Origin of the sequence: Rhizobium tumorigenes, assembly GCF_003240565.2 — a bacterium.
Taxonomy (GTDB): Bacteria; Pseudomonadota; Alphaproteobacteria; order Rhizobiales; family Rhizobiaceae; genus Rhizobium; species Rhizobium tumorigenes.
Genome location: NZ_CP117259.1, coordinates 34,056 through 46,359, shown reverse-complemented (window position 1 = coordinate 46,359; position 12,304 = coordinate 34,056). Strand labels below are relative to the sequence as shown.

Annotated in this window: 11 protein-coding genes; 9 read left to right on the top strand and 2 right to left on the bottom strand. The window is 59.6% G+C overall.

Translation table 11 applies throughout. The annotated features are described in order from the left end of the window. The first annotated feature begins 125 nt into the window (after positions 1–125). Both PR017_RS25820 and PR017_RS25815 read left to right on the top strand, forming a co-directional pair. Complete coding sequence (locus tag PR017_RS25820; protein ID WP_111221202.1) at positions 126–1,043, top strand: tagatose-bisphosphate aldolase; 918 nt, start codon at positions 126–128, stop codon at positions 1,041–1,043. Positions 1,044–1,058: 15 nt separating this feature from the next. Continuing rightward, positions 1,059–2,516, top strand: coding sequence for an ROK family protein (locus PR017_RS25815; RefSeq protein ID WP_111221201.1), 1,458 nt, complete (start codon positions 1,059–1,061; stop codon positions 2,514–2,516). A 23-nt stretch (positions 2,517–2,539) separates the two neighbouring features. Here the strand turns inward: PR017_RS25815 and PR017_RS25810 are convergent, their stop codons facing one another. After that, on the bottom strand, positions 2,540–3,550 hold the full coding sequence (locus PR017_RS25810; protein WP_111221200.1) for a sensor histidine kinase: 1,011 nt from the start codon (positions 3,548–3,550) through the stop codon (positions 2,540–2,542). 152 nt (positions 3,551–3,702) lie between these two features. Continuing rightward, positions 3,703–4,536, bottom strand: coding sequence for an SDR family NAD(P)-dependent oxidoreductase (locus PR017_RS25805; protein WP_111221199.1), 834 nt, complete (start codon positions 4,534–4,536; stop codon positions 3,703–3,705). Between the two features lie 199 nt (positions 4,537–4,735). Here PR017_RS25805 and PR017_RS25800 point away from each other — a divergent pair, with 199 nt between their 5' ends. From PR017_RS25800 to PR017_RS25770, 7 genes are all read left to right on the top strand, one after another. Next, on the top strand, positions 4,736–6,283 hold the full coding sequence (locus tag PR017_RS25800) for a cryptochrome/photolyase family protein (protein WP_111221198.1): 1,548 nt from the start codon (positions 4,736–4,738) through the stop codon (positions 6,281–6,283). Continuing rightward, on the top strand, positions 6,210–6,491 hold the full coding sequence (locus PR017_RS28635; protein ID WP_425070062.1) for a DUF2256 domain-containing protein: 282 nt from the start codon (positions 6,210–6,212) through the stop codon (positions 6,489–6,491). The genes PR017_RS25800 and PR017_RS28635 overlap by 74 nt, the downstream gene beginning before the upstream one ends. A 77-nt stretch (positions 6,492–6,568) precedes the next feature. Beyond that, positions 6,569–7,513, top strand: coding sequence for an ArsR/SmtB family transcription factor (locus tag PR017_RS25790; protein ID WP_111221250.1), 945 nt, complete (start codon positions 6,569–6,571; stop codon positions 7,511–7,513). Between the two features lie 87 nt (positions 7,514–7,600). Beyond that, on the top strand, positions 7,601–9,112 hold the full coding sequence (gene arfA, locus PR017_RS25785; RefSeq protein ID WP_111221197.1) for an arabinosylfuranosidase ArfA: 1,512 nt from the start codon (positions 7,601–7,603) through the stop codon (positions 9,110–9,112). Positions 9,113–9,359: 247 nt separating this feature from the next. Beyond that, a complete protein-coding gene (locus tag PR017_RS25780) occupies positions 9,360–10,463 on the top strand; it encodes an ABC transporter ATP-binding protein (protein ID WP_111221249.1) in 1,104 nt (367 codons plus the stop codon). Further along, positions 10,456–11,391 carry a carbohydrate ABC transporter permease gene (locus tag PR017_RS25775; protein ID WP_111221196.1) on the top strand — a complete coding sequence of 312 codons (936 nt, stop codon included), beginning with the start codon at positions 10,456–10,458 and terminating at the stop codon, positions 11,389–11,391. The genes PR017_RS25780 and PR017_RS25775 overlap by 8 nt, the downstream gene beginning before the upstream one ends. After that, complete coding sequence (locus PR017_RS25770) at positions 11,388–12,239, top strand: carbohydrate ABC transporter permease (protein WP_111221195.1); 852 nt, start codon at positions 11,388–11,390, stop codon at positions 12,237–12,239. Before PR017_RS25775 ends, PR017_RS25770 begins: the two co-directional genes overlap by 4 nt. The last annotated feature ends 65 nt before the right edge of the window (positions 12,240–12,304 follow it).

Here is a 12,304-nt window from a genome sequence, read left to right as displayed (position 1 = left end):
AATCAAGGCTATCCAATCGCCAACCGCACCCGGTGGCGCATAGCAGAATTGTGACCGTTTTCAGAGGCTCCGTCGAGCAATTGATCAGCAACCGCCCATAATTCAGCGGACAGGGAGTAGATGTGATGACAGCCATGACGACAGCGGAACAGCGCGCGTATCAGCAAATCTGCGGAGCCAACGGCGCAATGATGGTGATCGCGTGCGACCAGCGCGGCGGAATGCGGTCGCTTCTCGCCTCCACGCCCGAGGAGCAGGCGAAGATCGGCAACGACATGCTCGGCGATACCAAGGCCGATATTACCCGCCACCTCGCCGCCCATGCCGGCTGCGTGCTGGTCGATCCGATCTGCGCGGTACCGCATCTCGTCGATCGCGGCATTCTTCCGCGCGACACCGGGCTTCTGATCGGCCTAGACGCATCCGGTTGGGACACATCGCCGGAGGGCTACCGAATTTCCAAGATGGTGGAAGGCATCGATGCCCGGCGCGTTCGCCAGCTTGGCGGCACTGGCGGCAAGATCATGGTCTATCTGCGCATGGATGTGCCGGAGGCCAACACCCAGAACCTTGCAACATTGAAGCACTTCATCGAAGATTTCGGTCGCGAGGATCTGCTGCTCGTCGTCGAGTTCCTGACCTACCGGCTCGAAGGTGAAAGCCCTGCGGAATACGAAGCGAAAGTACCTGCTCTGATCTTCGATGGGTCGCGTGCCTGCCTGGAGCTGGGTTCCAAAGTGCTGAAGATTCCTTACCCTGGCTCAGAAGAAGCCTGCGCCAACATCACCAGGCTTGCCGGCAATGTTCCATGGGCCGTGCTGTCGGCCGGGGTCGACCACGAGACCTTTCTCGTCCAGGTCGAGGCTGCCATGAAGAACGGCGCTTCGGGCGTCATTGCAGGCCGTTCGCTGTGGAAGGACTGCATCTCGATCGACCGGGAAATCTCGGAAAAGAAGCTTTCGACGATCGCGGTTTCGAGATTGAAGGATATCCAGGCGATCATTGCGCGCTATTACAATACGCGCACCAGCAAGGCAGCATAAGGTCCGGTCGCAGACATGAAAACGCAGCAATGTGCAATCGGCGTCGATATCGGCGGCACGAATATTCGCGCTGCACTGATCTCGGCGACCGGAGAGATCCTGAGCAAGAGGATCGTTCCCGGGAGCCGCGACCGGGAAACGGCCATCGACATCATCTCGGGCCTCATCCGCGAGATCGATGGCCCGCAAGCCGTAGCCATCGGCATCGGCGTTCCCGGGCGCGTCGATGCCCATGCGGGGGCCGTGCTGTCCGGCGGTTATCTCGATCTGTCGAGCTGCGATTTCAAGACGCTGATCGAAAGCGCGTTCGGCAAGCCGGTGGCCGTTGCCAACGACTGCAGCATGGCACTGCTCGGCGAGACCGGCGTCGGCGCGGCACGCGGCGCCCGCAGTGCCGTGATGCTGACGATCGGCACTGGAATCGGCGGCGCGGCGATGGAAAACGGGCGTATCGTCAACGGCAAGCAAAGTGCCGGGCAGCTTGGCCATATCGTCGTCAACCACGGCGGCCGGCAATGCATCTGCGGACAGGTGGGATGCGTCGAAACCGAATCGTCGGGAACCGCGCTTGGGCGCCACCTCGACGAAGCCGGATATCCGGCAGGAACGCGGTTCGAGGATATCCTCAGCGAGGCCCGGGACGGAGACGACCGCGCCCTCGGCGTCATCAGGAACTGGGCGGGACCGCTTCGCGCGGCGCTCGGAACACTATCGGCAGCCTTCGATCCGGCAATGCTGCTGCTCGGCGGAGGCATGGGCCAGGCGGCAGTCGATGCGCTGGCGTTTCTTCCGGCCGTGTCAGGCTGGAACTGCACGCCGGTCAGTGCCGCAGCACTCGGTGACGATGCGGGCATAGTCGGCGCAGGGCTCGCAGCCCACGAACTCGCGAGGCAGCGGCAAGGCTGGCCTTCGCGCCAGGCCAGCGGCAAGCGCGTGCTCATGGTCAATGGCATACCCGCATCGGGCAAGAGCCGTCTCTCGCATGCGGTGTCCGAGGCGACGGGATGGCCGATCCTTGCCCTCGATACGGTCAAGAACCCCTTTCTCGAATATATCGAAGACGTCGACCGCCTGTTCAACCGGACGCTCGGCAAGGCGAGCTACAAGGCGATATGGTCAGTTATCCGGGATGCGCCCGATGGTTCAACCTTCATCGTCGATGCGTGGTTCGGCTTCCAGGCGCTCGAACTCCTCAAGGAGCATATAGAAATGTCCGGCGCCACGGACATTGCCGAAATCTGGTGTCACGCTCCGGGAGAGATCCTGGCAGAGCGATATGCTGCCAGGCTGGAGAAACGCCTTCCCGGCCATCCCGGGGCTTCCTATATCCCGGAACTGATCGAACTCGCCAAGCGAGCTGGCCCCTCCGCAATAGGCCCGGTCTACGATGTAGATACCACGCAATTTCCGGATTACGACGCTGCCGTCAGATGGGCAAAATCGGTCCTCTCCGGGATGACGCCGGCGTCCTGAACCAGAATCCGAATATGTCCACGCTACTTCGCAAGCCGTAACGGATTGACGTGAAGGGTGACCACCACGCCGTCCTCGAACCATTCATACTTGATGGAACCTTGAAGCTGGCCGGTGACGCTTCGCTCGACAAGCTTGCTTCCGTAGCCTCCGACGCCGGTCGGTGCGCGAACCTTAGGCCCACCTCGTTCCGTCCACACGATGGTGACGGCTTCGTCGTGTGCCGAGCAGGACACATCGAGAATGCCTGTGCCCACCGACAGCGCACCATACTTCAGTGAATTCGTCGCCAATTCATGGACGATCAGCGCCAGGATTGTCGTTGCCGATTCCCCGACACTCATGCGCGGTACGGAAACGCGGATACGCCCGCTGAATGCGCCGAGATCGTCGTAGGGCGCAAGCAGAACCGTAAGCAGGTCGCCGAGAAGCGCAGAAGCTTCTTTCGTCTGGCCGGGTACCGGCCGCACCAGATCGTGTGCACGACCTAGCGCTGTCAACCGCAGCGTCAGTTCACGCGCCATATCGTTGGTGGTCTCGGTCGAGCGGGAGGTGATAGCCGTTAACCCAGCAGCGATCGCCAGCAGATTTTTTACGCGATGGCTCATCTCGCCGGCCAGCAGTTCACGGCCTTCTTCCGCCTGCTTGCGTCCGGTGACATCGATAAAAATGCCGAACATGATCCGCTTGACCATTCCGGCATCGTCACCCTGTCCGCGAGCAGAAATCCATTTCAGCTCCTCACCGATCACGACGCGGAAATCGATCTCATAGGCGCCGATCAAAGCTCTCGTTGCCGTAAAGGCAGCCCGGACGCGATCACGGTCAGCCGGGTGGATATAGGCTGAGAGGTCTTCGAAATTGATATCCTGGCCACGCGGAATGCCCCACAAGTCATAGGCATGATCGTCCATCGCCAGGGCATCCGTGTCCACATTCCACGACCATAGCGTGACGCCAGCGGCCTGGATCGCGCGTACCAGGTTTTTGGGTTCCCAAAGAAGAGGTTTCAAGGCTTCAGCTGTCGTGGTCATTGAAACTCCGGAATCTGCCTGCTGGCAATTCAATGCAATATAACTCTATGCGCAGTTAATAGTCCAAATTGTCAAAAACACCCGTCATTGGCAACCTCGTCATGATTGCATCCACGGGTATCGGTACTCATCCGCAATCCAGAGGAGCGTCCTTATTCCGGAAACAGGCTGGTGAAGCGCAGTGCTCTGCCATCGGTAGCGACCACTTCTTTCATCTCCTTCTCCAGCAGGTCGCGATCGTCGGCGCCGCGCAGCAAACGCCCCGACAGCGCATCGAAGCGACCGCTGGCGATATCGACGATGAGGCCGGCGGCACGCGACGGAGGTACGTCGACGCCATCGGCAAACAGCTGCTGGATTGCGGGAAGGTGCTTCTTTCCGTCATCCGAGAGGAGTTGCATTTCAGTCATGGTCGTCCGCACCAGTCCCGGATCCACCGCGAAGGCGAGAACCCCACCCTCCCTGGTGGTATCGTTGAGGCATTCGGTAAAGCGCATGATCGCGGCCTTGCTCGAGGCATAGCCGGAGCCGTTCGGAAAGCTGTTGCCGGTGCCGCCGCCGACAAGGTTGACGATGCGGCACTTGCCGCGCTCGAGCATCGCGGGTGCGAGCGATCGCGACGTATGAAAGCTGCCGCGCAGATTGATTTCGACGTCCTGCCACCAGACATCGGGATCGCATTCCCAGATCGGCCCGAACGCACGGAAGGAGCCGTGATTGTTGACCAGCAGATCGACCGGACCGAGTTTTTCAGCGATGAGTGCAACTGCCCGCTCCACCGCATGCCGATCGACCAAGTCGACCGGCAGAGCAACCGCCGTCCCGCCCTCCTCTCGGATGAGCGATTCCGTTTCGCCGATCTCACTGCTCGTCCGCGCCACGACTGCGACTGCGGCACCGGCCTTGGCGAGATGACGGGCAATTTCACGACCTATGCCCCGGCCTGCGCCTGTCACCAGGCACACAGTTCCATCCAGGTTGTTCAAGAGAGCCTCCTCGTTCGGACCGGCAGCAGGGCAACACCCGTCCACTCAGTTCCGGAATGGACATATGGCGTGTGCGCCGGAATTCAACGCGGCATCCCCTACATTGCCGAGCGGAGAGTGCGGCTTTCAAAAGATCCGGTGACGCCTCGGCAGCGTAAGGGATTGCACCAAACGATGTCCCTCACCTGAAAGCCCTGCGATGCAGCCCGTCCGTCACCTCATCTTCGTTCTCGGCGATCAGCTGTCCTCCTCCCTCTCCAGCCTTGAGAACGCCGATCCGGAACAGGATGTGATCCTGATGTGCGAGGTCATCGAAGAAGCGAGCTATGTGCCGCATCATAAATTGAAGATAGCGCTGATTTTCTCGGCCATGCGGCATTTCGGCGAGGAGTTGCGTGCCAAGGGTTTTGAGCTGCGATACACGCGACTGGACGACCCCCAGAATACCGGCTCGTTTACCGGCGAACTCGCCCGCGCCGTTGCCGCCGTGTCGCCTCGGGGCGTCGTCGTCACCGAAGGTTCCGAATGGCGGGTCTTGGAGTCGCAGGAGGGTTGGAAATCGACCCTCGAAGTCCCCGTCGAAATCAGGAACGACACTCGGTTTCTGTGCTCCGTGGCCATGTTCCGGGAATGGGCAGCGGGAAGACGCTCGCTGACGATGGAATATTTCTATCGTGACATGCGCCGCAAAACCGGCCTGCTGATGCGAGGTGCGGAACCTGAGGGCGGCAAATGGAACTTCGATGCCGAAAATCGAAAGCCGGCAAAACCGGACATGTTTCGCCCGAAGCATCCGGTTTTTCCACCGGACACAATCACCACCGAGGTTCTCGATCTCGTCGAGCGTTCCTTTGCCGGGAACATGGGCTCCACGAAGAAATTCGGTTTTGCTGTGACCCGCGCCGATGCAGAGACTGCATCCGAGGCTTTCATCCACGATTTTCTACCGAACTTCGGCGAAACCCAGGACGCGATGCTGAGAGACGAGCCGTTTCTCAACCACGCACTGCTGTCGTTCTATATCAATATCGGCCTGCTAGACCCCCTCGCTGTCTGCCGTGCGGCTGAGCGGGCCTATCTGGAAGGATCGGCGCCGCTGAATGCGGTGGAGGGCTTCATTCGCCAGATCATTGGCTGGCGAGAATATATAAGAGGCATCTACTGGCTGAAGATGCCAGGATATGAAAACAGCAATGTCTTCGACGCCAGCCGGCCGCTACCGGAATTTTTCTGGACCGGCGACACCGAGATGACCTGCCTTTCGACTGTCATCACGCAAACCATGACTCATGCCTATGCGCACCATATCCACCGCCTCATGGTGGTCGGCAATTTCTCGATGCTGGCTGCCCTCGATCCCCACGCCGTCCACGAATGGTACCTGTCGGTCTATGCGGACGCCTTCGAATGGGTGGAGCTTCCAAACGTGATCGGCATGAGCCAGTTTGCCGATGGTGGCTTCATGGCGTCCAAACCCTATGCCGCCAGCGGCGCCTATATCGACCGGATGTCCGACTACTGCAAAGATTGCCGATACGACGTATCGAAGAAGGTCGGCGACGATGCCTGTCCGCTGAACGCGCTCTATTGGGACTTCCTCGATCGCAACAAACCCGTCCTGTCGAAAAATCACCGCCTGGCGCAGGTCTACGCATCCTGGAACCGTATGGAGGATGGCAAGCGGCAATCATATAGGGCCAGCGCTGCTGCGTTTCTCCAGAAACTCGATGCCGGCGAGAAAGTCTGATGAAGCCCCGCCTCTCCATGACGAGACCCGCACCATGCCGAAAATGAAAAAGAAGGCGGACTTGCCTACGAAGATCTGCGCATCATGCGGCCTGCCCTTCACCTGGCGCAAGAAATGGGCGGCCAGCTGGAGCGATGTCAGGTTCTGCTCGGAGCGATGCCGCCGCACCAGGTCTGATAACAAGCCGACCCCCGCCAGTTCAACGTAACGCTTGATGCACGATTGAATAAATCAAAATTCTCGATATAGAAGATCATCCATTTGCTGAAGGCTGATCGGACTTTCATGAGCCGCAATTTCCTTGTCGTCGACCCCGTGCAAGACATGTCCGTGCTGAAGGGCCTCGCCTCGCCTGCGCGGGTTTCCATCCTCAAATTGCTGCACGAAAAGGGGCCTCTCAATGTCAACGAGATCGCCGATATCCTGTCGCTGCCACAATCGAGCGTATCGACGAATGTCCAGATGCTGGAAGAGGCCGGGCTGATCCGCACCGAGACGCACAAGGCTCGAAAAGGCAACCAAAAGGTCTGTTACAGCGTCTACGACGAAGTTCTCGTTGTCTTCAAGAACGACATCAAGGAAACCGAAGCGGACGCCGTGGAAGTTTCCATGCCGCTTGGTCTCTACACCAGCTTCGAGGTGACAGCTCCCTGCGGCCTCTGTTCGGTCGACGGCATCATCGGATTGCTCGACGTTCCCAGCACATTTCTCGACCCGGACCGTATGAAAACCGCACTCATCTGGTTCACCCGCGGCCATGTCGAATACCAGTTCCCGAACAATGCGCGGCTGACCAATACCAGCGTCCGCGAAATAGAATTCGTCATGGAACTGAGCTCGGAAGTACCCGGCACCAGCGCCGACTGGCCTTCGGATATCACCCTCTCGGTCAACGGCGTCGATGTCGGCACCTGGACGTCTCCCGGCGATTTCGGCGACAAACGCGGCGTCTTCACCCCCGATTGGTGGAAACTGAAGGGCTCCCAATACGGAAAGCTCAAGAATTTCCGCATCACCGACGACGGCGCCTTTGTCGACGGATTGCGGATCTCCGACATTTCGCTGGCAGACCTGAAACTCGAGGAGCACCACTCCATCCGCCTGCGCATAGGGGTGCGGGACGATGCCAAGCATCCGGGCGGGATTAACATTTTCGGACGAGGGTTCGGAAATTACGACCAGGATATCCTGCTGCGGCTGAAGACTCGCCGCGAGCCGAAAGCTTCATAAAATTCCGCTTGACCCCGCCAAGGCCATCCGCTTTATTATCCCTAAATCGTGATACAAATCACGAAATAAGATATAGTGGAGGATGCCATGAAAGTTGCGGTCACCGCGCACAGCCGATTCACGATCTCCGAAATCGATCCGCGCCTCTACGGCTCGTTTATCGAGCACCTCGGCCGCGCCGTCTATACCGGCATCTACGAACCGGACCATCCGACCGCAGATGCGAACGGCATGCGCCAGGACGTCATCGATCTCGTCAAGGAGCTGAACGTTCCGGTCGTACGCTATCCCGGCGGCAACTTCGTTTCGGCCTATAACTGGGAAGACGGCGTCGGTCCGCGAGAGAGCCGCCCAACGCGGCTCGACCTTGCGTGGCACACATCCGAGAGCAACCAGGTCGGAATTCACGAATTCGCAGACTGGTGCAAGTCGGCCAACACCGAGATGATGCTCGCCGTCAATCTCGGCTCGCGCGGCCTCGACGAGGCCCGCAATTTCCTCGAATACGTCAACCATCCCGGCGGCAGCGAATGGAGCGACAAGCGACGCGACAACGGCCGCGCCGAACCTTTCGACGTCAAGCTCTGGTGCCTCGGCAACGAGATGGACGGCCCCTGGCAGATCGGACACAAGTCGGCGGACGAATATGGACGGCTGGCGCACGAGACCGCCAAGGCGATGCGGGCCTTCGACAGTTCGCTGGAACTGGTCGTATGCGGCTCGTCCAACGCCCACATGCCAACCTACCCCCAGTGGGAAGCCACGGTCCTCGATCATACCTATGACGAAGTCGATTATATCTCGCTGCATATGTATTTCGAGAATCGCGCTAAAAACACTGCGAATTTCCTCGCAAAAAGCGTCGAACTCGACAATTACATCGGTACAGTCGCTGGCGTCATCGAGTTCATCAAGGCGAAGAAGCGCTCGACCAAGAACGTCTATATTTCCTTCGACGAATGGAACGTCTGGTACCATTCCAAGGAGCGCGACAAGGCGATCCTCGAAGGCGCCAGCGGTTGGCCCCATGCGCCGGCGCTTCTGGAGGACGACTACAATTTCGAGGATGTCCTGCAGGTCGGCTGCATCCTCAACACCTTCATCAACCGCGCCGATGTCGTGAAGATTGCCTGCCTTGCGCAGCTGGTGAACGTCATTGCCCCGATCATGACCGTACCGGGCGGCCCGGCCTGGCGACAGACCATCTACTACCCGTACTATTTCGCATCGGTCTATGGCCGCGGCACCGCGCTGAAGCTGATCGTCGACAGCCCCACCTATGCGGCCGATGGCCTTGGCGACATCCCCTATCTCGACATCTCGGCCGTCCATGACGACACGTCCCGGACGATCACTTTCTTCATCGTCAACCGGCACCAGCAGGAAGCGCTGGATCTGGGCATCGCCCTTCTGGAATTCGGCACCCTGGCGGTGATCGACGATCAGGAGATTGCGCATCCCGATCTCGCAATCACCAACACCGCCGGCAAGCCTGACAATATCGTCCCGCGCAAAGCGGCCGGTGCGAGCGTGTCTGACGGAACGCTCAGCGCGTCGATTGCGCCGCTTTCCTACCGCATGATCCGGCTTCAGGCCTGATTTTTATATATCACGATAGGCGATACATATCGCCTATCTGTTGACATTATCAACATTTGTCTTAACGTCTTTGCAGCGATGCCTGACGTCTCTGGGAGGAGAAGATGGAAGCAATAGCTTCTATTTTGGCGCAGTCGTGGACCGAGAAGAACTTCGCCGCAACCGCTGGCAGGTTCATCTGTAGCGGTTGCTGCTCGCATATCGATATCAGAATTTCCGTTTCAGCGTCTGGCGCGCAGGTGCCGACATGACGGCTGATATCGAAATTCTGAATGTCAGCAAACGTTTCGGCGCCCTGACGGTGCTCGACAGCTTGTCGCTGACCATCAAGGCCAACGAGTTCATGGTGTTCCTCGGGCCTTCCGGCTGCGGCAAGTCTACTCTGCTGCGGATGATTGCCGGGCTCGAAACCGTCGACGAGGGCACGATCTCGATCAACGGGCAGCGGATCGATACGCTCCCGCCCGGCCAGCGCGACGTTGCCATGGTGTTCCAGAGCTACGCGCTCTATCCGCACATGACCGTCGCAGACAACATGGCTTTCGGCTTGCGCAACATCAAAGTTGCAGCTGATGTGATCGACGCCCGCGTGACGGAAGCAGCCCGCATGCTGGAAATCGGCCATCTGCTCGATCGCAAACCCGGCCAGCTTTCCGGCGGCCAGCGCCAGCGCGTCGCCATCGGCCGCGCCATCGTCAAGGAACCGAAGGCCTTTCTCTTCGACGAGCCGCTGTCCAATCTCGATGCGGCGCTGCGGGTGCGCACCCGGCTTGAACTGGCGCAGTTGCGAAACCGCGTGCAGTCGACGATGGTCTTCGTCACCCACGACCAGATCGAAGCCATGACCCTGGCTGATCGCATCGTGGTGATGAACAACCGCCGGATCGAGCAGATCGGCTCGCCGATGGATATCTATACAAGACCGGCCAGCCGTTTCGTCGCCGCGTTCGTCGGTTCGCCGACGATGAACTTCCTGTCCGTAAAGCTGTCGGAGCGCGACGGTTTCCTTCAGGCGACCCTTGCCGATGGCAGCACGGTGGAGACCGCCATCCGGCCCGGTGGCATCGCTGCCGGAGGCGACTACACGCTCGGCATCCGCGCCGAGGCGGTGAAGCTCGCAGGATCGGCGCCAGCCGCCGTGACGGGCAAGGTGGATGTGCTGGAGCGGCTCGGCGACCGGACACTGCTTTACGTGCGGCTGGCTGACGAAAGCATCATCGTCGCCGAAGACATCGGCAACAGCCGAGTGGCTGTCGGCGATACCGTCTCCCTCACCATCGACGGAACCAGAGTGCATCTCTTCGATGTGGATGGACGCGCGTGGCATTGCGAGGAGAGCCTTCATGGCTGAGGCCGCGCTTTCCCTCGCACGTCCTGCGGTATCAGCGGTTGGACGCCGCCGTCACCTGGGCGTCAACGCTCCGCAGTGGCGCAATGCGCTCTTCATCGTGCCCTTCCTATTCTTCTTCGTGACGCTGCTGGTCGTGCCGCTGTTCTGGGGCATGTGGCTGAGCGTCCATAAGGCGGACACCTTCGGCGTCGGAAAATTCGTCGGCCTGGGCAATTATCTGAGGCTTTACAACGACAAGATATTCCTGCAGTCGATTGGCAACACCTTCTATTTCGTTGCCCTCACTGTGCCGCTTCTCGCGGTCATGGGCCTGCTGCTGGCGCTGGGGCTGAACCGCAAGACGCGCACCGCCACCATCCTCCGCGCAGTCTATTTCTCCTCCTCGGTGCTGTCGGTAACAATCGTGACGCTGATCTGGCGGATCGTCTTCGTGCCGAATTTCGGATTGCTGACGACCATCTATGGCTGGTTCGGGGCGACCGCGCCGGCCTTCCTGTCCAATCAGGACCTGGCGATGATCGCCATTGCCATCGCCACCATCTGGTGGTGCATCGGACTGCCGATGATGCTCTTCCTCTCGGCATTGCAGCAGATACCCGGCGATATCTACGAGGCTGCGGCGCTCGACAATGCCAGCCGCTGGCGCGTGCTGTGGTACATCACCCTGCCCTCGATACGGCGCACCTTCGTGCTCGTGGTCATCATCCAGATCGTGTTGCAGTTCCAGCTGTTCGGCCAGTCCAAGTTGCTGACCCAGGGTGGCCCGAACAATGCTTCGAAGCCGATCGTCTATTACATCTATGAGACTGCCTTCACCAAGTGGGATCTCGGCCTCGGTGCTGCCGCTTCCGAGGTGCTGTTCGTGCTGATCCTGATTGCGGCCATGGCACAATACCTGTTCTCTCGCCGGCAAGGGGAAGAAGGATGAGCATCAACCCCACATCCACCACGATTGGAAGCTCCGTCGGCGATCGCATAATCCTGGGGCTGGTGATTGCCGTTGCCATCGTGATGATGGCGCCGGTGGTCTGGGTCGTCGCCCTTTCGCTGAAGGAAAACAAGGAACTGATGACGGATATGAATGCCGTCTTCCGGGCTCCCTACACGATCAAGAACTACATCGACATTCTGGGCACGTCATCGGTCTTCCGCTGGATACTCAACAGCCTGATCGTGTCGGGCACGATGACCATCATGACCCTGATCCTCGCATCGCTCGCCGGCTATGGTTTCGCCCGGCTGAACTTCCCCTACCGCGACGTGCTGTTCATCATCGTGCTGCTAGGCCTTGCGGTTCCCGAGCAGGCCGTGCTGATTGCCCGCCACCAGATCTTCAGCTGGCTGAAATTTCACAATACGTATCAGGGGCTGATCCTGCCTGGCCTTTCGGCGCCATTCGGCGTGTTCCTGATGACCCAGTATTTCCGCGCCATTCCGAAGGAACTCGACGAGGCGGCTTTGCTCGACAATGCCAGCCGGTTCAAGATCTTCTGGAAGGTCCTTCTGCCGCTCACCATCCCGGCACAGGCGACCCTCGGGATCTTTACCTTCCTGAATTCCTGGAACGAATACCTCTGGCCGCTGATCTCGGGCACGCGCAAGGACATGTTCACGCTGACCGTCGGCATGGCGTCGACGCAAAGCAATTTTGCCCAGTCGGAGGGACTGGGCTTCCTGATGGCGCAGGCGGTCTTTGCCGGCGCGCCGGTGCTCGTTCTCTACCTGTTTTTCCAGAAGTACATCGTCACGGCGGTCTCGGGTAACGCCGTCCGCTGAACTACCACGCGCCTGACACGTCGAGACAATGCCCTGGGAGGGGCCAACAGGGGTTAACGACCCCA